The sequence below is a fragment of the Pantoea sp. SM3640 genome (genome assembly GCF_015654165.1).
In the GTDB taxonomy this organism is placed as follows: domain Bacteria; phylum Pseudomonadota; class Gammaproteobacteria; order Enterobacterales; family Enterobacteriaceae; genus Pantoea; species Pantoea vagans.
Window position 1 is genome coordinate 1,235,573 of sequence record NZ_CP064872.1, and the last position, 20,670, is coordinate 1,256,242.

The 20,670-nt window shown below is 52.6% G+C and carries 21 protein-coding genes and 1 other annotated feature; of the genes, 6 read left to right on the top strand and 15 right to left on the bottom strand.

Annotation, left to right across the window (positions count from 1 at the left end; translation table 11 throughout):
• Positions 1-98 precede the first annotated feature (98 nt).
• Genes IV493_RS05640 through IV493_RS05655 form a run of 4 tightly spaced genes read left to right on the top strand, consistent with a single transcriptional unit; the run spans position 99 to position 4,785 of the window.
• On the top strand, positions 99-1,049 hold the full coding sequence (locus IV493_RS05640; protein ID WP_195857867.1) for a glycosyltransferase family 2 protein: 951 nt from the start codon (positions 99-101) through the stop codon (positions 1,047-1,049).
• A gap of 1 nt (position 1,050) precedes the next feature.
• Complete coding sequence (locus tag IV493_RS05645) at positions 1,051-1,686, top strand: bifunctional 2-polyprenyl-6-hydroxyphenol methylase/3-demethylubiquinol 3-O-methyltransferase UbiG (RefSeq protein ID WP_195857868.1); 636 nt, start codon at positions 1,051-1,053, stop codon at positions 1,684-1,686.
• On the top strand, positions 1,653-2,570 hold the full coding sequence (locus IV493_RS05650; RefSeq protein ID WP_195857869.1) for a hypothetical protein: 918 nt from the start codon (positions 1,653-1,655) through the stop codon (positions 2,568-2,570). Before IV493_RS05645 ends, IV493_RS05650 begins: the two co-directional genes overlap by 34 nt.
• Positions 2,539-4,785 (top strand): hypothetical protein, encoded by a 2,247-nt coding sequence (locus tag IV493_RS05655; protein ID WP_195857870.1) that lies wholly within the window; start codon positions 2,539-2,541, stop codon positions 4,783-4,785. Before IV493_RS05650 ends, IV493_RS05655 begins: the two co-directional genes overlap by 32 nt.
• 90 nt (positions 4,786-4,875) lie before the next feature.
• Here IV493_RS05655 and IV493_RS05660 read toward each other — a convergent pair whose 3' ends face one another.
• The 12 genes from IV493_RS05660 to hisL all read right to left on the bottom strand — a co-directional run bounded on the left by IV493_RS05660 (position 4,876) and on the right by hisL (position 14,956).
• The gene (locus IV493_RS05660; protein ID WP_195857871.1) at positions 4,876-6,174 is read right to left on the bottom strand and encodes a succinylglutamate desuccinylase/aspartoacylase family protein; all 1,299 of its coding nucleotides are present in this window, start codon (positions 6,172-6,174) and stop codon (positions 4,876-4,878) included.
• A gap of 106 nt (positions 6,175-6,280) precedes the next feature.
• Complete coding sequence (locus IV493_RS05665; RefSeq protein ID WP_195857872.1) at positions 6,281-7,072, bottom strand: ABC transporter substrate-binding protein; 792 nt, start codon at positions 7,070-7,072, stop codon at positions 6,281-6,283.
• Positions 7,073-7,138: 66 nt separating this feature from the next.
• The gene (locus IV493_RS05670) at positions 7,139-7,615 is read right to left on the bottom strand and encodes a YbaK/prolyl-tRNA synthetase associated domain-containing protein (protein WP_095706916.1); all 477 of its coding nucleotides are present in this window, start codon (positions 7,613-7,615) and stop codon (positions 7,139-7,141) included.
• 114 nt (positions 7,616-7,729) lie between these two features.
• On the bottom strand, positions 7,730-8,341 hold the full coding sequence (gene hisIE, locus IV493_RS05675) for a bifunctional phosphoribosyl-AMP cyclohydrolase/phosphoribosyl-ATP diphosphatase HisIE (RefSeq protein WP_033783633.1): 612 nt from the start codon (positions 8,339-8,341) through the stop codon (positions 7,730-7,732).
• A complete protein-coding gene (hisF, locus tag IV493_RS05680) occupies positions 8,335-9,111 on the bottom strand; it encodes an imidazole glycerol phosphate synthase subunit HisF (protein ID WP_010670962.1) in 777 nt (258 codons plus the stop codon). Before hisF ends, hisIE begins: the two co-directional genes overlap by 7 nt.
• Entirely contained in the window at positions 9,093-9,830 is a 738-nt protein-coding gene (gene hisA, locus IV493_RS05685) for a 1-(5-phosphoribosyl)-5-[(5-phosphoribosylamino)methylideneamino]imidazole-4-carboxamide isomerase (protein ID WP_095706917.1), read from the bottom strand. Before hisA ends, hisF begins: the two co-directional genes overlap by 19 nt.
• A complete protein-coding gene (gene hisH, locus IV493_RS05690) occupies positions 9,830-10,420 on the bottom strand; it encodes an imidazole glycerol phosphate synthase subunit HisH (protein WP_033733213.1) in 591 nt (196 codons plus the stop codon). The genes hisA and hisH overlap by 1 nt, the downstream gene beginning before the upstream one ends.
• A complete protein-coding gene (hisB, locus tag IV493_RS05695; protein ID WP_107319919.1) occupies positions 10,420-11,487 on the bottom strand; it encodes a bifunctional histidinol-phosphatase/imidazoleglycerol-phosphate dehydratase HisB in 1,068 nt (355 codons plus the stop codon). The genes hisH and hisB overlap by 1 nt, the downstream gene beginning before the upstream one ends.
• A complete protein-coding gene (gene hisC, locus IV493_RS05700; RefSeq protein WP_195857873.1) occupies positions 11,484-12,560 on the bottom strand; it encodes a histidinol-phosphate transaminase in 1,077 nt (358 codons plus the stop codon). Before hisC ends, hisB begins: the two co-directional genes overlap by 4 nt.
• Positions 12,557-13,861, bottom strand: a complete 1,305-nt coding sequence (gene hisD / locus IV493_RS05705; protein ID WP_013358436.1) for a histidinol dehydrogenase — start codon at positions 13,859-13,861, stop codon at positions 12,557-12,559. The genes hisC and hisD overlap by 4 nt, the downstream gene beginning before the upstream one ends.
• Before the next feature lie 3 nt (positions 13,862-13,864).
• Complete coding sequence (gene hisG, locus IV493_RS05710) at positions 13,865-14,764, bottom strand: ATP phosphoribosyltransferase (protein ID WP_004571317.1); 900 nt, start codon at positions 14,762-14,764, stop codon at positions 13,865-13,867.
• Between the two features lie 48 nt (positions 14,765-14,812).
• Positions 14,813-14,933, bottom strand: a sequence feature (His leader region).
• Complete coding sequence (gene hisL, locus IV493_RS05715) at positions 14,909-14,956, bottom strand: his operon leader peptide (RefSeq protein WP_100396937.1); 48 nt, start codon at positions 14,954-14,956, stop codon at positions 14,909-14,911. (Overlaps the previous feature by 25 nt.)
• Positions 14,957-15,135: 179 nt before the next feature.
• Here hisL and IV493_RS05720 point away from each other — a divergent pair, with 179 nt between their 5' ends.
• The gene (locus tag IV493_RS05720) at positions 15,136-15,963 is read left to right on the top strand and encodes an SDR family oxidoreductase (protein ID WP_095706922.1); all 828 of its coding nucleotides are present in this window, start codon (positions 15,136-15,138) and stop codon (positions 15,961-15,963) included.
• 166 nt (positions 15,964-16,129) lie between these two features.
• Here the strand turns inward: IV493_RS05720 and IV493_RS05725 are convergent, their stop codons facing one another.
• From IV493_RS05725 to puuD, 3 genes are read right to left on the bottom strand one after another with little or no spacing between them, the layout of a single operon-like run.
• On the bottom strand, positions 16,130-17,407 hold the full coding sequence (locus IV493_RS05725; RefSeq protein WP_195857874.1) for an FAD-binding oxidoreductase: 1,278 nt from the start codon (positions 17,405-17,407) through the stop codon (positions 16,130-16,132).
• A 19-nt stretch (positions 17,408-17,426) separates the two neighbouring features.
• Positions 17,427-17,984 carry an HTH-type transcriptional regulator PuuR gene (gene puuR / locus IV493_RS05730; RefSeq protein WP_013358432.1) on the bottom strand — a complete coding sequence of 186 codons (558 nt, stop codon included), beginning with the start codon at positions 17,982-17,984 and terminating at the stop codon, positions 17,427-17,429.
• Positions 17,977-18,744 carry a gamma-glutamyl-gamma-aminobutyrate hydrolase gene (gene puuD / locus IV493_RS05735; RefSeq protein ID WP_195857875.1) on the bottom strand — a complete coding sequence of 256 codons (768 nt, stop codon included), beginning with the start codon at positions 18,742-18,744 and terminating at the stop codon, positions 17,977-17,979. Before puuD ends, puuR begins: the two co-directional genes overlap by 8 nt.
• A gap of 204 nt (positions 18,745-18,948) precedes the next feature.
• Here puuD and IV493_RS05740 point away from each other — a divergent pair, with 204 nt between their 5' ends.
• Positions 18,949-20,364 carry a glutamine synthetase family protein gene (locus IV493_RS05740; protein WP_095706926.1) on the top strand — a complete coding sequence of 472 codons (1,416 nt, stop codon included), beginning with the start codon at positions 18,949-18,951 and terminating at the stop codon, positions 20,362-20,364.
• The last annotated feature ends 306 nt before the right edge of the window (positions 20,365-20,670 follow it).

Below are 20,670 nucleotides of genomic sequence, written 5' to 3' on the forward strand. Positions count from 1 at the left end.
GAATATTTAAATTCTTTGCCCTGTATCAGGTTGAGATTTTTCAAACCTGTTATCAGGGCATTTTATTTTTATTATGAATATTATAAGGTGTTTTAAGTGTGAAGCTAATTATTCAAATACCGTGTTATAACGAGGCTGAAACATTGTCCATTGCTCTGGCAGCTTTACCAAAGCATGTAGACGGTTTCAGTAAAGTCGAGTGGTTGATTATTGATGACGGAAGTACTGACTCAACCTGTGAAGTGGCAAAGGCCTGTGGTGTTGATCATATTATAAAGCACACGGGTAACAAAGGATTGGCAAAAGCTTTTATCACTGGTATCGAAGCGTGCATTACATTTGGAGCTGATGTCATTGTAAATACCGATGCAGATAATCAATACAATGCTGATGATATTCCTGCCCTGGTGGCGCCGGTGTTGAGTAATCAGGCCGATATTGTGATAGGCGCAAGACCTATTCATACCATTGAACACTTCTCGCTAGCTAAAAAGCTTTTACAAAAGATAGGAAGCTACGTAGTAAGAAGCGCGAGTAAAACAACAATACCTGATGCCCCTAGTGGTTTCCGCGCAATTAGTCGCAGTGCTGCACAAAAGCTGATGGTGTTCAGTGAATATACCTATACGCTCGAAACGATCATTCAGGCGGGACAGAAAAACATCTCTATCACTTCCGTTCCGGTAAGAGTTAATGACGATCTTCGTCCTTCCAGACTGGTCAAAAGTATTCCGTCATATATTCAGCGAAGTATTTTTACAATAATACGAATCTATGTAATTTATCGTCCGTTTAGATTTTTCATGAGTATCGGTTTTTTTCTCTTGTTTACAGGCATGCTAATCTCTGGTCGTTTCCTGTTCCTGTTTTTAAAGGGCGATGGAGATGGACACATACAATCCCTTATTCTTTCAGCTGTTTTGATGATGATGGGTTTTCAAACTATTCTGGTAGCATTTCTGGCAGATCTGCTTTCTGCTAACAGGAAACTTATCGAAGATGTTCGAGAAAAAGTCGCAAAATTAATCACAGAGAGAGATAGTAAATAATATGGCTTTTTCATCTGGCAAGAAAGAGGACGGCATTGTTTTTGGTAATGCATATGATAAATATGGCTCAACTAACCCTATTGTAAAATATCTCATGCGAGGTTTTGATCAGTCTTTAGACCACTATATCAGTCAGACTGGTGTAAAAGAATTTCATGAAATAGGCTGTGGTGAAGGATACTGGGTTTTAAAATATGCTAAAAAAGGCTTCGAAACGCGTGGCAGTGACTTCTCCTCAGGGGTTATTTCATTAGCGAAAGAAAACGCTGCTGAGCAAGCCGTTTCTGCTGATATTTTTTCAGTTAAAAGTATATACGATCTAAAAGCTGATTCAGACGCTTCTAAGTTAATTGTATGCTGTGAGGTTCTGGAGCATCTTGAGAATCCAGTTGCAGGTCTTGAAAAACTGAAGGAAGTCACCCAGGAGTATGTAATCTTGAGCGTGCCTTCAGAACCACTTTGGCGAATTTTAAACCTGGTCAGATTTAAGTACATCTCAGATTTAGGCAATACACCAGGTCATTTAAATCACTGGTCACGCAGTAGATTTATAAATATAGTCTCTGATTATTTTGAGGTTCTGTCAGTAAGTTCACCAACGCCATGGACGATGTTACTGTGCCGAGTAAAAAAATAATTCTGATTTTAAAAAGACTAATCAATTATGTTTCCTATATATTGGTTATTCTTAGTGCGGTATTTTTAATTTATAAATTCTATAGCTTGCAAGGTTTAATTAATCTTAAAGGATTTATTACTGATCATAGTATTATCTTCACTCTGGCATGTTTGGTCTATGCGATAAATAATTATCTTCTGGCAGCAGGGTGGAGATCGATTCTAAAAGGTTTAGATGAGTTAGTTTCGATTAAAATGGCAACGACAATCTTTGGTGTTTCTCAAATTGCTAAATATATTCCTGGAAACATTTTTCAGTTCGCTGGAAAGCAGGTGCTTGCCGTAAGATATGACCTTAACTCTGCTGTTGTAGCAAAGTCACAATTTTTTGAAGTCATAGTGTTATTGCTGTCAGCCTTGCCATTCAGTATTTATGTCGGTGTTTACCACTTTTCCGGGCTGAGTTTTCTTCTCTCAGTTTTATCTTTTGTACTGATTTTTTTCATTATATCCCTAATCCTACATCATTTCGGGTTTTGCTTCTTAATCAGTTTTTTGAATTATTCTTTATTTATGTTTATCTCAGGTGTGTTATTTTTACTTCTGATGAGTTCGTCAGTTACTATAAATAATAATATATCTACATATTTATTTGTTATCAGCAGTTTTGTCGCCGCATGGTTAGCTGGGTTTGTGATGCCTGGCTCTCCGGCAGGGTTAGGTGTGAGGGAGAGTATCCTTATCCTTCTTCTCTTTCCACTATTCAGGGATCAATCAATAGTTTTTAATGTTGCTATTTTAATACGCTTAGTCACAGTGATTGGTGACCTGATTTTCTTCCTTTTTTCTTTTTCTATCCAAAGGTTGATTGATGGTGAACGTAAATCAAAAAAAATTCAATAAAAGCCTGTTTGTAATCTTTGCAATCAGTGCTGCTTTGTTTTCACTTTTCGCAAATAACCTTTTACCATTCTTTAAACTTCCAACTCTCGGCCAGGCATTTTGGGCTGTAGGCTTCGCACAGTCTTTAGCCAATGGATCTTTATTTACTGTCCATGCATCAAACTTTGGCTATCCTTTCGGCGCTAATATATCATTCGGCCTTTCAGCGGTTTATCCTATGAGTATTCTGATACGATTAGGGTTTTCTCCTGCTAATAGTTATATTGTTGTTTTTTGTCTTTATTTAATTCTGTCTTTTACCTCTGCTTATAAAATAAGTCGGTATTTTAAGGTTGATCGATACAGTTCAATTCTGCTTTCATTATTATGGCTCGTTACACCTGTGGTGGTTCAGCATGCAAATTATTCCATGCTCACTTTAGGCGTGGCGTTACTTCCGTTTTATTTTCTTACGTTTTTAAACGCCGTTAATCTATGTGAGCGTCACACTGAATTTAAATATTTTACTCTTTCACTTTTGATGTGTACCACTTCATACACTATCTCTATCTTTATGGATGGATATACTTTTGTCATGCTTGCAGTACTGAATTCTTTCTATTTAGTATATTTTTTAATAGTTAACGATAAAAGAAGTGCCGGGTCAACGATTAAGTTAATCGCTATTCACGCTTTCTCCCTCATATTCGCTTATGCCCTGTATGCTTTGTTTATTGGTAAAACAGGTTATAAACCTCAACAACTCTCTTTTTTCCGTTCATGGGGAGTCGATATTTCATTCCTGTTTACGCCCTCATTCGGTATTTCATGGTTGATGGATAACCTGCATTTATCTGTATTTCGTACTGAAAAACAATATTACGGTGATAGTTCAGTATGGCGTACTACTTTTTTACTCCCTATGCTGATTTTAGGTTTTTATCTTTTAATAACATCAAAAGTTAATGAAAATAAAAAGGTTTTAACTTTATTTTTTATTGTTCTTGTTTTTTCATTATATTTTTCTCTGGGTCCCTCCTTAAAATTTATGGTATTGAAGCCCTCTGGTGAATCAGATCTGTCGCCCATAATACCCAATAGCTATCATTTACTATCTACCGGTTCCGGTTGGATATCTGAACATTTACCAGGATTTAACGTTATGAGAGCATCATATCGTTGGATTGCTTTGACCTTTTTCGCCATGTGGTGCTTAATTGTTCTGCTCTTTTCATTACGTAAAAATCACATTTCTTCTCCAGTTTTAATTTTTTTGGTTATTTTGTTATATATACCTTCTTTTGATAATCATTCTTCAGGTGGAAGTTATTATAAAAATGCATTCAGTCAGGTTGATACGGAAGTGGTTAATAAACTTAAACCGCTGGTCAGTCCGGGTGAATTGATAGCTTTTGTGCCATGGGGTAATGATTTTCTCACAAACTATCTCTCTTCCGTTCTTAATGTTAAAAGCTATAACCTGGGAGGTGATAAGAATGTGCATCAAGCTTTGGGCTATTGGCCTGATGATTTTTTAAAACTGCGTGGTGAATTGACTGACACAAGTCTTAAATATATTGTAAGATTACTGAGTTTTGAGAAGGTACATGCAGTCATTATTCCAAATTTTGACATGCTGTGGTCAGCTCATGTCTGGCCCTGTAAGATGTCAAATACACCAGTCCAGACAAAGCTGATTTATCCTGACTTTAATTGTCCTGATGTAAGACATTCTAAATTACTACCACTGATTAATAGATTAAAAAAAGAAGGATATTTAGACATTACACAAAGAGAGCTTTTCACTGTGGTTCGTTTGAAAAATAACTTCATAACTTACCCTATAAGTTTCTCTTCAAATTCATTAGAACAATACAGGGCGATGGGTAATGGATGGTATGAGCCCGAAGAGAGGGGCACATGGTCGACCGATCGGGCTGACCTTATTTTGCCGCCGACGGTGGGTGGAGAGTTGAGACTCAATTTTCAGGTTTTTTCTTCATCGGCATCGAACCCTAAAAAAGTCATATTTCATGTTAAATTGTCTAATCGTTCATATATTAAAAAATTCACTTCCACAGGGGGTAATGAATATTTAGACCTGACCGTTGATAAGAAAGATACTACGATAGTTTCATTTGAAGTTGTTGATGCTATATCACCTTCCGAATCAGGGAGTAATGATTTAAGGGTTCTCGGATTGTTCATGAGCAGCATTGTTGATACTTTAGTCTGACAAGGCATTTTCCAGTATATATTTCGTAAATAACATTGATCTCTGTGTTGCTTAAAAATTATTGCCCGCTATTGCTGCGGGCAGTATTTTTTACCCTACCAGCAAATCCCCGCTCCGAATCTCCCGCTCTCCCGCCAGCCGCACAACCAGCATGCCTGCCGTCGCAAACCTTACCCAGTGTCTCGCATAGAGAATACCGCCATACTCCGCCACCAGAGGGGTGATGTGGTCCGTAAGCGGATCAATAATCTCAGCCACTACTTCTCCCGGGCGAATCTGCGCACCGAGCGGTTTGCGGTGCAGGATCAGCCCTGACACCGGCGAATGAATGTATTCACAGCCTGATAGCGGCGTAGCAGGATTTTTCAGGGCAGGGGAGGCCGTCGCCATTCCCTCGCTGTGACGTTCTTTAATGACACCTGCTTCTCCTGGTGCTTCAGCCACGTCAGGCACGGTTAAGCCAATCGGCCCGTCATTGATCGCCACAACATCATCACCGCCCGCGTTGGCAGGAACCAGTTCATCACCACCGATAACGGGCGCGGCCACTTCCACAGAAATTGACGGTTCGCTGTAGCCGATATAACCGCCTTCCTGCAGTGCTGAAATAATTGCATCTGCATCTTTCTCCGCCTGTTCAGGCGACACATCACGGACGCCACGCAACTCCAGCGTCACCGGCAGTAAGCCACGTGGCATCGGGTAATCTTTGCCAAACCGTTCTGCCAGCGTCAGCCAGGGTTCGCAGCAGGCTTCATCAAACGGCTCACCGCCAGAGATCTGCGCCAGCAACTGCACTTCACTGCCCAGCCAGCGCGCCAGCGGCTCAATGTCCGGCCAGGCATGCGGCGTGGTGTAGAGATGCGGCACGGCTTCCCAGTCACAGTGCAGGTCAATCATCAGATCGGCCTGACTGGCCATCCGCATCAGCGTATAGCGCTGCGCATCCAGCTCGGTCTTTGGCACGGTATCGCGATAATGACGATCAATCGCATCGCGAATAAGGTTCCTGTTCTGTGATTCACTCTGGGTCAGACTCTCAGCCAGCCCGGCCGCCAGAGTATTGCCCAGTGAGGGGAAACGGCGGTTGAAGTCCTGACCGGAGAGGGTATGAAAGCGGCCCAGATGGGTGCCGTGCCAGTGCTGTCCCAGTGCCAGCGGATTAGCTACCGGGACCAGGGTAAAGGCAGCTTTAAGCTGTCCGGCGGACTCCAGCGCCTGCAGCCGCTGCTTCAAATACCAGGCCACCGCCATACCGGGCAGTTCGTCGCCATGCAGCGCAGCCTGGATATAAACCTGACGTTCATTGTCCTCAGCAAAATGGAAACTGATGATTTCACGCTGGGTGCCTAAAGAGGCGCTTAACAGTGGATGATGTTGTTGATGCATACCGTGTTAATGTCCTTTAATCGGCAAAGGACGACAGCGCGCCGTCCCGAAAAAGTTAGAGTATAGTGCCGGATCGCGGTGAGGACGAAAAAGGGCGACCGCGAGGTTACTGCTGGATAGAGATATCGGTGGCGAAGTAGCGCTTCTGAATCTGGTCAAAGGTGCCGTTCTTTTTGATATCCGCAAAGGCGTTATCCAGCGCGGTTTTCAGCTCGGTATCGCCTTTGCGCAGGCCAATGGCCGTGCCGGGGCCGATAATCGGATCCTGAATAATCGGGCCAGCCAGTTCAAAATCTTTGCCCTGCGGATGCTTCAGGAAGCCAATCGCCGCCTGTGCCGCGTCGGTAAAGACGGCATCCAGTCGGCCTGAAACCAGATCGCTTTCAACCTGTGCCTGATCGCCATAAGGCACCACGGTCACACCATAGGGCTGCCATTTCGCCAGCGCATAACGCTCCTGAACCGTTCCCTGTTCCACGCCAACCGTTTTACCTTTCAGAGACTCGACGGTGGGCAGGATGCCGGCGCCTTTACGCGCAATCAGCTGGGTGTGGGTGTCATACAGCGGCACGGTAAAGTCGATCTGCTTCAGGCGCTCTTCGGTAATGCCCATGTCAGACAGAATGGCATCAAACTTACGTGCTTTCAGCGCCGGGATCATGCCGTCAAACTGGCTTTCAACCCAGACACATTTCGCCTGCATCTGCGTGCAGAGCGCATTACCCAGATCGATATCAAAGCCGACCAGCTTACCCTGCGGGGTTTTCGATTCAAACGGCGGATAGGTCGGATCGACTGCAAAACGCACCTGTTCGATTTTCGCCTGAGCTGCAAACGTGCAGCCTGCCATAACCGCCACAGCCAGCGTCTGACGCAGGCGTTGAGTGAAAATGTTCATGATTTTGCTCTTATTCTGTCGTGATGAGTGATTATGCAGAGTATCGCCGGGCTGCCGGGATGGCAATTACTGCGTTATCTCTATCACGTCAGCCTTGCACAGCGCCCGGTAGTCTTCGGTGTTCAGGATCACCGAGCGCTCCAGCAGACCGGCGTTAAATGCGATCTCCGGATAACGTTCAAACAGCGCGGGGTCCACAATCAGTCGGAGGTCGGGATGAAAGCTGAACGGCGGGATCGCTCCGAATACGCAGCCGGTCAGCAGATCGGTCTCCGCCGGGCTGGCGAGTGAGGCGCGTCGTCCACCGACCGCCGCGGCGACTTTGCCCAGATCGGCCTGCCGATCGGCCGGTAACACCGCCAGCACATGCTGTTTAACGCCGTTGCCTTTTACATGGCAGACCAGCGCTTTCGCGCCCTGACCGATTTCGGTGCCGCGTATTGCCGCGACGGCTTCACATTTACCGGTCGCCTCATGCTCCATCAGGCGATAGCGCGCCTGGTGCTGGTCGAGCAGGGCGATTAATTTTTCATGGGTTGTCACGGTTCTCTCCCTGAGGTTTGAGTCGCCGTTACTGTGCGGGATTGAGATGAAGATTGAGAAGGATTCTGCTCAGAATCTGCATAAAAACGAAATTCTGAGCAGGTTATTGCACAATTACTTGTGGCGGGCGCGCAGGTTATTAATCACGGCGCTGAAGTCGAGATCCTGATCCTGCAACAGCACCATAAGGTGATAGACCAGGTCTGACGCTTCATTGGTCAGCTCATCCCGATCGTTGACGGTCGCCGCAAGCGCAGTCTCCACGCCTTCTTCGCCCACTTTCTGTGCGATGCGCTTGGTGCCGCTGGCGTAGAGCCGTGCCGTGTAAGAGCTTTCAGGGTCAGCTGATTTGCGTGACGCCAGCAGCTCTTCCAGCTGATAAAGGAAGGTCCACTCAGGTACGGCCGGCGAGAAGCAGCTGGTGGTGCCCAGATGGCAGGTCGGGCCAATCGGATTCGCCAGCACCAGCAGCGTGTCATTGTCGCAGTCAGGCGTAATGCTCACTACCTGCAGAAAGTTGCCGGACGTTTCGCCTTTGGTCCACAAGCGGTTTTTAGTGCGCGAGAAAAAGGTGACATTGCCTTCTGCCAGCGTTTTTTCCAGCGCTTCCGGGTTCATGTAGCCATGCATCAGCACTTCGCCTGAGACGTTGTGCTGAACGATGACCGGCATCATGCCCTCTGTTTTATCCCAGTCGAGAAGAGCCTGTTGTTGTTGAGTTAGCACGCGCGAATCTCCACTCCGTTGTCTATCAGAAAGCTCTTCAGCTCACCAATATTAATAATCTGCTTATGGAATACCGAGGCGGCTAAAGCCCCATCCACGTTAGCTTCGGTAAAGGCATCGAGGAAGTGCTGCATGGTGCCTGCGCCGCCCGAGGCGATCAGGGGCACGTTGCAGACTTCACGCATTTTCTTCAGCTGAACCAGATCATAGCCGTTACGCACGCCATCCTGATTCATCATGTTCAGCACGATCTCGCCTGCGCCCAGCTTCTGCACTTCCTGTACCCACTCCAGCGTTTCCCACTGTGTCACGCGGGTACGTGCTTCGTCACCGGTGTACTGATTCACCTGATATTTGCCGCTGGCTTCGTCAAACCAGGTATCTATGCCGACCACGATACACTGCACGCCAAACCGGTCCGCGAGGCGGGTGATGAGCGTAGGATCGGCCAGCGCTGGCGAGTTAATTGAAATCTTATCTGCGCCAAACTCCAGAATACGCGCTGCGTCCTCCGGGGTTTTAATGCCGCCCGCGACGCAGAACGGAATATCGATCACTTCCGCGACGCGCGACACCCAGCTTTTGTCGACGACCCGGCCATCAGATGAGGCAGTGATGTCATAGAAGACCAGTTCGTCGGCACCTTCAGCGGCGTAGCGCTGCGCCAGCGGCACGATGTCGCCGATGATCTCGTGATTACGAAACTGTACGCCTTTGACGACCTGGCCGTCACGTACGTCCAGGCAGGGAATTATCCGTTTTGCCAGCATGAGATCGCCTCCGAAACTGTGAATTTATCTTCCAGCAGCGCACGTCCGACAATCACGCCCTGAACACCGCTGCCGCGCAGTGCGGCAATATCATTGAGGTCGCCGATGCCACCCGATGACTGGAAAGCAATCGTCGGGAAGCGCGCCGTCACTTCCTGATAGAGCGCGACGTTAGAACCGCTCAGGGTGCCGTCACGGGAAATGTCGGTACAGAGCACGTGTTTCAGGCCCACCTGCTGAAAATCGGTAATTACCTCTTCCAGGGTGACGCCCGCCGCTTCCTGCCAGCCACTGATCGCCACTTCTTTGCGGTTACTGGCATCAATGCGCACATCTAACGCGAGCACAATCGCCTCTGCGCCAAACTCCGCGAACCACCGTTTGACCTCTTCAGGCTCTTTCACAGCAGTGGAACCGACCACCACACGACTCGCACCCGCTTCAAGCAGTGCGTACACATCGTTACGACTGCGAATGCCGCCACCGACCTGCACCGTGACCTCAACGCCGTCGAGCAGGGTTTTCAGCAGCGCGATCTGGCGTTTCGCCGGATCTTTCGCACCGGTTAAATCCACCAGATGCAGCACGGTCGCGCCCTGGCTGACGTAATCCTGCAGACGTGGCAGCGGATCGCTGCCGTAATCACGCTGCTGGCCATAATCGCCCTGATGCAGACGAACCACTTTGCCGTCAATTAAATCTAACGCGGGGATAATCATTACATCTCCAGGAAGTTTTTCAGCAACTGCGCGCCCGCTTTGCCCGAGCGTTCCGGATGGAACTGGACGCCGAAGAAGTTATCTTTCTGCACTGCGGCGGTGAAGGCTTCACCGTAGTGACACTGAGCGATGGTGCTGGCGTTGACCGGCATCGCATAGCTGTGGACGAAGTAGAAATAAGAACCTTCATCAATGCCGCGGAACAGATGATTGCCCGCCTGCGCGGTAATCTGGTTCCAGCCCATATGCGGCAGCGGCAGGCCGTGGGTGTCCATCAACGACACTGGCTCATCAATAATGCCCAGCGTCGGTACGCCGCCGTTTTCATCGCTGCCGCGTCCCAGCAGCTGCATACCCAGACAGATGCCCAGCACCGGCTGGGTACAGGCTTTCACCAGATCGATCAGGTCACGCTCTTCCAGCTGATTCATTGCCGCCTGCGCAGTACCGACGCCCGGCAGAAACAGTTTGTCGGCGCGCAGCACCACATCGGAATCGCGGCTCACTTCCGGGGTATAGCCCAGACGTTCAATCGCCCATTTCACCGAGGAAAGGTTGGCGCAACCGGTATCCATGATCACCACGTTCATCACAGCACTCCCTTCGAGCTCGGCAGAGTATTACCCTCAACGCGGATCGCCTGACGAAGCGTACGGCCAAAAGCTTTAAACAGGCTTTCGACACGATGATGGTCATTCTTGCCTTTGGTTTTCAGATGCAGCGTGCTCATCATGGCGTAGGAGAGCGAGCTGAAGAAATGCTCGACCATCTCAGTACTGAGGTCGCCCACGCGCTGGTAGTTGAATTCGGCTTTGAACTCGATGTGCGGACGGCCGGAGATATCCAGCGCGCAGCGCGCCAGGCATTCATCCATTGGCAGCACAAAGCCAAAGCGTCCAATACCGCGTTTGTCGCCCAGCGCTTTCAGCAATGCTTCGCCCAGCGCCAGACCGGTATCTTCCACCGTATGGTGATCGTCAATATAGAGATCGCCTTTCACTTCGATGTTCATGCGGAAGCCGCCGTGCACCGCAATCTGGTCCAGCATATGGTCGAAGAAACCCACGCCGGTATTAATCTTGCTGCCGCCTTCGCGGTCCAGCCACAGTTCGACCCGAACCTGCGTCTCTTTGGTGTTACGCTGCACCAGCGCATGGCGGTCACGCTGAGTCAGACGCTGCTGGATGGTCTGCCAGTTCTCGCCGTCAGCGCCGTAGCGGATAGGCTGAATGCCCATGTTCTCCGCCAGCTGCACGTCGGTCAGACGATCGCCAATCACATAACTGTTGGCGGTATCCAGTGCGCCTTCTGCCAGCCAGGCTTCTACCATTCTGGTTTTCGGCTTGCGGCAGTCGCAGTGATCGTCCGGCATGTGCGGGCAAATCAGCACATCGTCAAACGCAATGCCCTGTGAGGTCAGGACCTGCATCATCAGATTGTGTGGACCATCGAAATCTGCCTGCGGGAAACTGGCGGTGCCAAGACCATCCTGGTTGGTGATCATCACCAGGCGATAACCGGCCGCCTGCAGCGCCAGCAGCGCCGGGATAACGTCTGGCTCAAACGCCAGCTTATCCATACGGTCGACCTGATAATTCTCAGGCGGCTCAGAGATTAACGTCCCGTCGCGGTCAATAAAAAGGGTCTTCTGACTCATGCTTGCTCCAGAGAAAAGGCTTGCAGCGCGGCGATCGCTCGTTCGCACTCTTCACGCGTGCCGATGGAGATGCGCAGGCATCCCGACAGGCCCGGATTTTTGTTCTGATCACGCAGGATAATGCCCTGATCCCATAAGGTTTTGAAGACTTTTGGGGAATCGGTAAAGCGCGCCAGCACATAGTTGGTTTCGCTGGGGAAAACCTGCTCAACGCAAGCCAGCTGCGCCAGTTCAGCCAGCAGCCAGCCGCGATTGTCATTCAGCTGGGCCACATGTTCGCGCATCAATGCAATGCCTTGCTCGCTGAGCGCCTGTCCGGCGACGTCGGCTACCGGTGTCGCCAGCGGGTAGGGCGCAATCACCTTCATCAGCAGGTCGATCACTTGCGGGTTCGCCAGCGCAAAGCCACAACGCAGGCCGGCCAGCGCAAAGGCTTTTGAAAGGGTACGCAGGATCACCAGATGCGGATAATCCTTCAGCCAGCCGGTCAGCGTCGCCTGCGGGCAGAACTCAATATAGGCTTCATCGGCCACCACCAGCGCTTTACCGGCGGTCATCGCCAGCAGCTGGCGAATGTCATCCTGATCGATCAGGTTGCCGGTCGGGTTGTTCGGGCTGCAAAGATAAACGACTTTGACGCCATCCAGCTGTTCGGCGATCGCAGGCAGGTTCAGCTGCCAGTCGGTCAGCGCCGGCGCGGTACGGTATTCAATGCCGATGGTTTCGGCGCTGACGCTGTACATGCCATAGGTCGGCGGGCAGAACAGAATGGCATCCTGCCCCGGCTCACAGAAGGCACGCATGATCAGTTCGATGGCTTCATCCGCGCCACGGCTGACCAGCACCTGCTCTGGCGTTAAACCCGCGTAAGCCGCGTAGCGCTCAATTACTACTTTAGGCTGACACTCCGGATAGCGGTTCAGCGTCTGCTGCGACAGCTCAAACGGCACCGGCAACGGGAATTCGTTGGCATTGAGCCAGACATCACCGTTGCCACCCAGACGACGCGCCGACATATAGGGCGTCAGGGCGCGCACATTAGCACGCGCCAGCTGCTCAATATTCTGACTCATGCTTGCTCCTTCAGTGCGGCAACGCGCAGGGTGACGGCATTTTTGTGGGCATCCAGCTGCTCGGCGGCGGCCAGGGTTTCAATCGTGGCGGCCAGATTCAGGAAGCCCTGCGGCGTCAGTTCCTGCACCGTCATGCGTTTCTGGAAATCAGCCAGGCCCAGGCTGGAACAGGTCGAGGTATAACCGTAGGTCGGTAACACGTGATTGGTGCCCGAGGCGTAATCGCCCGCAGACTCCGGTGACCAGTCGCCTAAGAAGACTGAACCGGCGCTGGTGATCGACTCCACCAGATCGCGCGGCTGACGGGTCTGCAGAATCAGGTGCTCCGGGCCGTAGAGATTGGAAATCTCAACGCATTGCTCAAGGTCGCGCGCCACAATCAGGCGGCTGCTCTCCAGCGCCTGACGCGCCGTGGCCGCACGCGGCAACTGAGCCAGCTGCTGTTCAACCGCGTCCGCAACCGCCTCTGCCAGCGTCAGTGAAGGCGTCAGCAGAATGACCTGCGAGTCGGGGCCGTGCTCTGCCTGTGAAAGCAGATCGGAGGCGACAAACGCGGGCGTGGCACCTTCATCGGCAATCACCAGCACTTCGGACGGACCGGCAGGCATATCAATGGCTGCGCCATCGAGTCGCTGACTCACCTGACGTTTCGCTTCGGTCACCCAGGCGTTGCCCGGGCCAAAAATCTTGTCCACGCGTGGCACGGTTTCGGTACCAAAGGCCAGCGCGGCAATAGCCTGCGCACCGCCGACCTGGAACACCTCTTCTACGCCGCACAGCTGCGCGGCATAGAGGATCTCATCGGCGATCGGCGGGGGCGAACAGAGCACCACGCGGCCACAACCGGCGATGCGGGCAGGCGTCGCCAGCATCAGCACGGTAGAGAAGAGCGGGGCGGAACCGCCAGGAATGTAGAGCCCGACCGATTTCACCGGGCGGGTAATCTGCTGGCAGCGCACGCCGGGCTGCGTTTCCACATCTACCGGCGGCAGAATCTGCGCGTTGTGGAAGGTTTCGATATTACCCACTGCGACGGCCATCGCCTGCTTCAGCTCGTCACTCAGACGGGCGCTGGCGTCTGCGATTTGCTGCGGCGTCACACGCAGGTTTTCAACCTGCGCCTTGTCGAAGCGGGCGCTGAACTCGCGCAGCGCGTCATCACCGTTCAGCTTTACCTGCTCCAGCACGTTACGCACCGTCAGCGTGACGTTTTCAGAGGCGGCGATGGCTGGACGCAACAGCAGCGCCTGCTGCTGTTCGGGGGTGCACTGCTGCCACTCAATCGGGGTAGAAAAGGCCATGGCTTACTCCATCATCTTCTCAATAGGCAGCACCAGAATTGAACTGGCACCCAACGCTTTCAGTTTTTCCATGGTTTCCCAGAACAGGGTTTCGCTGCTGACCATGTGCATAGCCACGCGGCTGACATCGCCTGCCAGCGGCAGAACGGTCGGACGCTCCGCGCCAGGCAGCAGGCTGATTACCTCTTCCAGCCGCTCACTCGGCGCGTGCAGCATGATGTACTTCGATTCACGCGCTTTAATCACGCCCTGAATACGGGTCATCATCTTGTCGATCAGCTCCTGCTTGGCGGCGGGCATCTCGCCGTCGCGCTGGATCAGGACGGCTTTTGAACGATAGATGACTTCCACTTCACGCAGGCCGTTGGCTTCCAGGGTGGCACCGGTAGAGACCAGATCGCAGATGGCGTCTGCCAGACCGGCGCGGGTCGCGACTTCGACAGAACCGTTCAGTAGGCAGGTTTTGAAGCTGACGCCTTTTTTGTCGAGATACTGTTTGAGCAGGTGCGGATAAGAGGTGGCGATACGGGATTTATCAAGGCATTCCGGGCCGGTGTACTCGGCGTCGGTCGCCATCGCCAGTGAGAGACGGCAACCGCCGAAATCCAGGCGACGTAGCGTAAAGTAGCGCGGGTCTTCGCCCTGAGCGCGGCGTGAGAGTAACTCCTCTTCCAGCACGTTTTCACCGATGATGCCGAGATCGACCACACCGTCCATCACCAGGCCAGGGATATCGTCATCGCGCACACGCAGGATGTCGATCGGCATGTTCTCCGCAAACGCAATCAGGCGCTGTTGCTGAAGATTGATTTTAACGCCGCAGCGCGCCAGCAGTTCGCGTGAATCATCACTTAAACGGCCAGATTTCTGCATAGCTATGCGTAAACGGGTGTTATCTAACATGGTTCCTGTCCTCTTAATCCTGTCCTGAATGTGTGGTTGCGTCAGCCCATAAAAAAACCCCCGGAAGACAATCTTCCGGGGGTTCTCTTGCGTTCACACCACTGGAAGATCTTAAAAGTCTTCCAGCACCAATCGCCTGAAAGACTAGTCAGGATGATGGTGGTGATGATGGTTGAACTGAACGCGTGTCATAATAATCTCGTCGATGAATGAGTATTCATTTGTGGGGTTTAACCTAGCGAAGATGGCAGCACTTGGCAACACTTTTTTAAACAGGCGGTTCGGAAAGCGCTGAAACAGGTTGTTCTGGTTTGCAATCCGGGGGCAAACTACGGTGAAGTCAGGGTTGATGTTTCACGTCAGGAGTCAAAATGAAGAAGGTCGCGATTGTGGGACTGGGCTGGCTGGGTATGCCGCTGGCCACGGCGTTAACGGCGCGAGGCTGGCAGGTTACCGGCAGCAAAACCACGCCAGACGGTGTTGAAGCCGCACGCCGCTGCGGCATTGAGGCGTTCCAGCTGGAACTGACACCGGAACTGCTGTGTGATGCTGCCGATATCGAGCCGCTCTTTAACGTCGATGCATTAATTGTCACGTTACCTGCCAGCCGTACTGCGGAAGGCGGCGAAGCTTATCTGCAGGCGGTGCAGAATGTGGTCGATACCGCGCTGGTGTATAAAGTGCCGCGCATCATCTTTACCAGCTCAACGTCAGTCTATGGCGGCAGCTCTGGCATTAAACGGGAAAACAGCCCGCTGACCGCCGAAACGGTAGCCGGTAAAACGCTGGTTAAGCTGGAGAGCTGGCTGCACGATCTGCCGGGAACCAGCGTGGATATTGTGCGTCTGTCCGGTCTGGTCGGGCCAAAGCGCCATCCGGGACGCTTCCTGGCGGGCAAGCAGGATGTGGCGAATGGCTCGCAGGGCGTGAATCTGGTGCATCTGGATGACGTGGTCGAGGCGATTACGCTGCTGCTGCAGTCGCCCAAAGGGGGCCGGGTTTATAACCTCAGTGCGCCGAAACATCCGACGCGCGACACCTTCTATCCCGCAGTTACGCGCCAGCTTGGTCTGCAGCCGCCGCAGTTCGCGCCAGAGGTCGTCAAAGACAGCGGCAAGCTGATAGATGGATCCCGTATCTGTAGCGAGCTTGGTTTTGAGTATCGCTATGACGATCCGGTGAAGATGCCGCTGGAGTGACAGGCGGCTGACGTTGATGTGGGGGGCAGGGCGCCCCCGCTGAAACGCCTCTGTTTTGCTATCCTCATAGTTACAACATACTTACTTATCTTATTCTGCAGGGCAGAATGTGCCCCGCAGAAAGACCGTTATACGGCTCACCAGACGCAATGCCTGGCCCTTAGTCTTACACCCCCAGCCGATCCCTCAACGCATACCACACCGCGCCCATTGCCGTCAGCGGCACCTTAAAGCGTCGGCCACCCGGGAACGGCAGGTGAGGCAGGCGGGCGAAGGCGTCAAACCGCTCGGCATCGCCGCGTAATACTTCGCTGATCAGCTTGCCGGAAAGATGGGTACTGGTGACGCCATGACCGCTGTCGCCCTGCATAAAATAGACATTCTTCTCCATCCGGCCAAACTGCGGCATACGCGACAGCGTCAGCAGGAAATTGCCGCTCCAGCTGAAGTCCAGCTTCACGTTCTGCAACTGCGGGAAAGTGCGGCGCAGTTTGGGCCGGATCAGCGCTTCAATGTCAGCCGGTTCCCGCGCGCCGTAGACCACACCGCCGCCATAGAGCAGCCGGTTGTCGGCGGTCAGACGGAAGTAATCCAGCAGATAGTTACAATCTTCCACACAGTAATTATTCGGCATCAGCGACAGTGCCTGGTCGGGTGTCAGCGGCTCGGTCGCCACAATCTGCGATCCGCACGGCATGCTTTTCCTGCTCAGGCGCGGCTCCAGTTGCGGTGAGAGATAGGCATTACCGGCGAAGATCACAAACGTCGCACTGACCTCTCCCTGAGCAGTTTTCACCTGGTTAGGGGAGCCATAAACCACATTTGTCGCTGCGGACTGCTCATAAATGCGTCCGCCGTGTCGCCGGATGGCTTCCGCTTCTCCCAGCGCCAGATTTAGCGGATGCAGATGGCCGCCACGTCGATCCAGCAGCCCGCCGACGTAACGTTCGGTAGCGACTTCGCGGCGAATAGCGCGTTCGTCGAGCAATTCCAGATCGTGATTGCCATACTGCTGCCATAGCGTTTTTTGCTTTTGCAGATGCGCCATCTGTCTCGGATTCAGCGCTGCAAAAATGCCGCCAGGCCGATAGTCGCACTCAATCGCATACCGCTTAATGCGATCGCGGATAATCTCAGCGCCTTCAAACATCATGCTGCCCAGCATGCGGGCGCTCTCTTTGCCGTAGCGTTGTTCAATCACATCCACGTCGCGGCTGTAGGAGTTCACCACCTGACCGCCGTTTCGCCCGCTGGCACCAAAGCCGACCCGCGCCGCTTCCAGCACGACCACGTCGTAGCCCACCTCGGTCAGATGCAGCGCCGCCGAAAGACCGGTGAAACCGCCGCCAATGATGCAGACGTCGCACTGAATGCTCTCCTGCAGGGTTGGCCAGGGCGCATGCGGATTGGCGGTCGCTGCGTAATAACTCTCCACATAATTCATAACAACCTCCGGGAAGCGCCTAAAAGTTGGCTGGCGTGTGGGCACTGACAATGCGGCAGGGGATTTCAGCCCTGTTGGTGAAGCTGTGCGGTAAGCCGGTATCAATTACATAGCTCTCTCCGGCGGAGAGATGAAACTGCTGACCGTTAATCACCAGCGTAATTTCGCCTTCCAGCAGCGTGCCGGTCTCTTCGCCTGGATGACGCAGCTTCTCGCCGGTGCTGGCGCCGGGTTGATAGGTTTCCAGCAGCATGCCCAGCGTGCGCTGCGCACGGCCATTATCGATGAGCTTCAGCGACACACCCTGGCTGCCAATTTCCAGCAGATCGCTGGCGCGGACAATCACCTTTGGCTCTGCGTGGGGTTTGGGTTCCGAAAAGAATTCCGACAGCGACAGCCCATAGACTTTCAGCAGCTTCTGCAGGGTGCTGACCGCCGGGCTGACCTTATCCTGCTCGATGGTGCTGATGGCGCTGTGGGTCAGTCCGGCCAGTTCGGCAACGCGACGTTGCGACAATCCCATTGTCTGCCGGATCTGCGCCAGCCGTCGTCCCGGAGCCAGCGTGACATCACTCATCTGCTTTTCCCCTGTGATAGCGAATGGCGGCCTGAATAAAGCCGCTGAACAATGCCTGCGATCCCGTCGTACTTTCCGGCTGCCACTCGGGATGCCACTGCACCGCGAGGGCGAAGGGATGATGACGCAGACTCACCGCCTCAATCAGGCCATCCGGCGCGCGCGCCTCAATGCGTAGCTGTGGCCCCGGTTCGCGTACGCCCTGATGATGCAGAGAATTGACCGCAAGCGGTTTGCTGCTGTCCAGCAGCGTTGCCAGCAGGCCATCCGGCTCGATAGTGATCGAATGCGCTGTCGCATACTGCTGATCCAGTGGCAGCGTCTCATCTTCATGATGACGCTGAAATTCTGACTGCTCACTGAGATCCCGCCACAGCGCGCCACCATTGGCCACCACCAGCTCCTGCAGCCCACGGCAGATACCAAACATCGGCATTTTGTGGCTGGTGGCCCAGGTGATGAGCTGAAAGGCGAGACGGTCGCGGCCCGGATCGGCGTGCGGCTCTTCACCGGCTTCACCATAATGCCAGGGTTCGATGTTGCTGGGACTGCCGGTGAACAGCAGACCATCCAGCACAGCCATAGCGTTTTCTGATAGATGAGGCGCATTAATAAGACTATGGGGCAGGGCGAGGGGCACGCCGCCCGCCAGGACAATCGCATCAATATATTTGTTATGCACGGTCTGAGTCGCATGGCCGCCCAGCTCTTTCTGGCACATCACTACGCCAATCAACGGTTTGTCAAAAATAATGCCCATCTTACGTCCTCGCATCACTGGTCGAAATATCTACCGAAAGGGCACGTCTGGCGGTTAAGTGTGCAATATTTTTTCAATCTAGCAATCTGCTGTTTGTTCTTCAAACAGATTTGTTACATTTGCACACTTTTTATGTTGGCGCTATGTTAGTGGTGTGGCTGTTATTTTGAGCATTACGCAAACCTAATAGGGGCGGGTGAGATCATGACTAACCTGGTAGAAGTGGAAGACTTCACGCTTCACAGTGAAGAGAAACGAACCAGCGCGTTCCAGCTTGAGGTGAAAGCCTGGCTGGAGCGCCATCCTGAAACGCAGTATGTCGACATCCTGTTAAATGATTTAAATGGTGTGTTCCGCGGCAAACGCATTCCGGTCTCTGCGCTGCCTAAGCTGGAAAAAGGCTGTTATTTCCCCGCCTCGGTGTTTGCCATGGATATTCTCGGCAACACGGTGGAAGAAGCAGGACTCGGCCAGTCTCTTGGTGAACCCGATAATCTCTGCCTGCCCGTTAGCGGCACTTTAGTTCCCTCCGCCTCTGACCCTCAACACATCGCACAGCTGCTGTTAACCATGTGCAACCAAGATGGCACTCCCTTTGACGTTGAACCCCGAAATGTCCTTAACCGGCTGTGGCAACAGTTGCGCAACCGAGGTCTGTTTCCGGTGGTAGCGGTAGAGCTGGAGTTCTATCTGGTAGACAAAAAGCGCGATGCTGAAGGCTTTATCCAGCCGCCCTGTTCGCCTGGCAGCGATGAACGCAATATGCAGAGCCAGGTCTACTCGGTCGATAATCTCGATCATTTCGCTGATGTCTTGCGTGATATTGACGATCTGGCCCGTCGGCAGGGCATACCGGCTGATGGTGCGCTGGCGGAAGCCTCGCCCGGACAGTTTGAGATCAACCTGCATCATACCCGCGACGTGCTGCGCGCCTGCGACCATGCGGTGCAGCTGAAGCGCCTGATTCGTCAGGTCGCGGAAAATCACGGCATGACCGCCACCTTTATGGCGAAGCCTTACGAGGAGTATGCGGGCAGCGGAATGCACGTGCATATCAGCATGCTGGATGCCGCCGATCACAACGCCTTTGCCTGCGATGACGGCAGTGATTCACCGCTGATGAAGCGTGCGCTGGCGGGCATGATCGACCTGATGCCCGCGTCAATGGCGCTGCTGGCACCCAACGTGAATGCCTATCGCCGCTTTGTCCCTGAAGCCTATGTGCCGTTGCAGGCTTCGTGGGGTCATAACAACCGGACTGTCGCGCTGCGCGTGCCGTGCGGAGATATCGACAATCATCGTATTGAGTATCGGGTGGCGGGCGCTGATGCCAATCCCTATCTGGTCGTCTCGGCTATCCTGGCCGGGATGCTGCATGGACTGGATACGCAGCTGCCATTGCCGAATCCGGTCACCGGCAACGGACACCATGCCGAAGGGCTGGCCCTGCCGATCCGGCAGAGCGATGCGCTGTATGAGTTTGACAGCAGCTATCCGCTGCAGAAGTTACTGGGCGAACGCTTTGCCAGCGTCTGGCACAGCTGCAAAAACTATGAACTGATGCAGTTTGAACGACTGATTACGTCTACGGAAATAGACTGGATGCTGAAAAACGCCTGATGAGCTTCTCAGCTTTACTTTGTCGCGCTTTTTTTTGCATAAGGTGCCTCAACGGCTTGTATTACTGCCACGGGTTAGGGCAGAATACGCGGCCTGCAAAATCAGATGATAACCGACGCTTAACGCGCCGGTTATTTTTTTGCATCCAGTTTTAACAGAGCGTTTTTGCTGACTTAACCGAGGCCGGGCACGCACCCGGATAGATAAACACTGAAAACACGCGTAAGCGTGAGATTGAGGATTACAAAGATGGGGATGTTTTTCACTCTGCCAGCCAACGCTGGTACGCGTTTTCGTGATGACTAC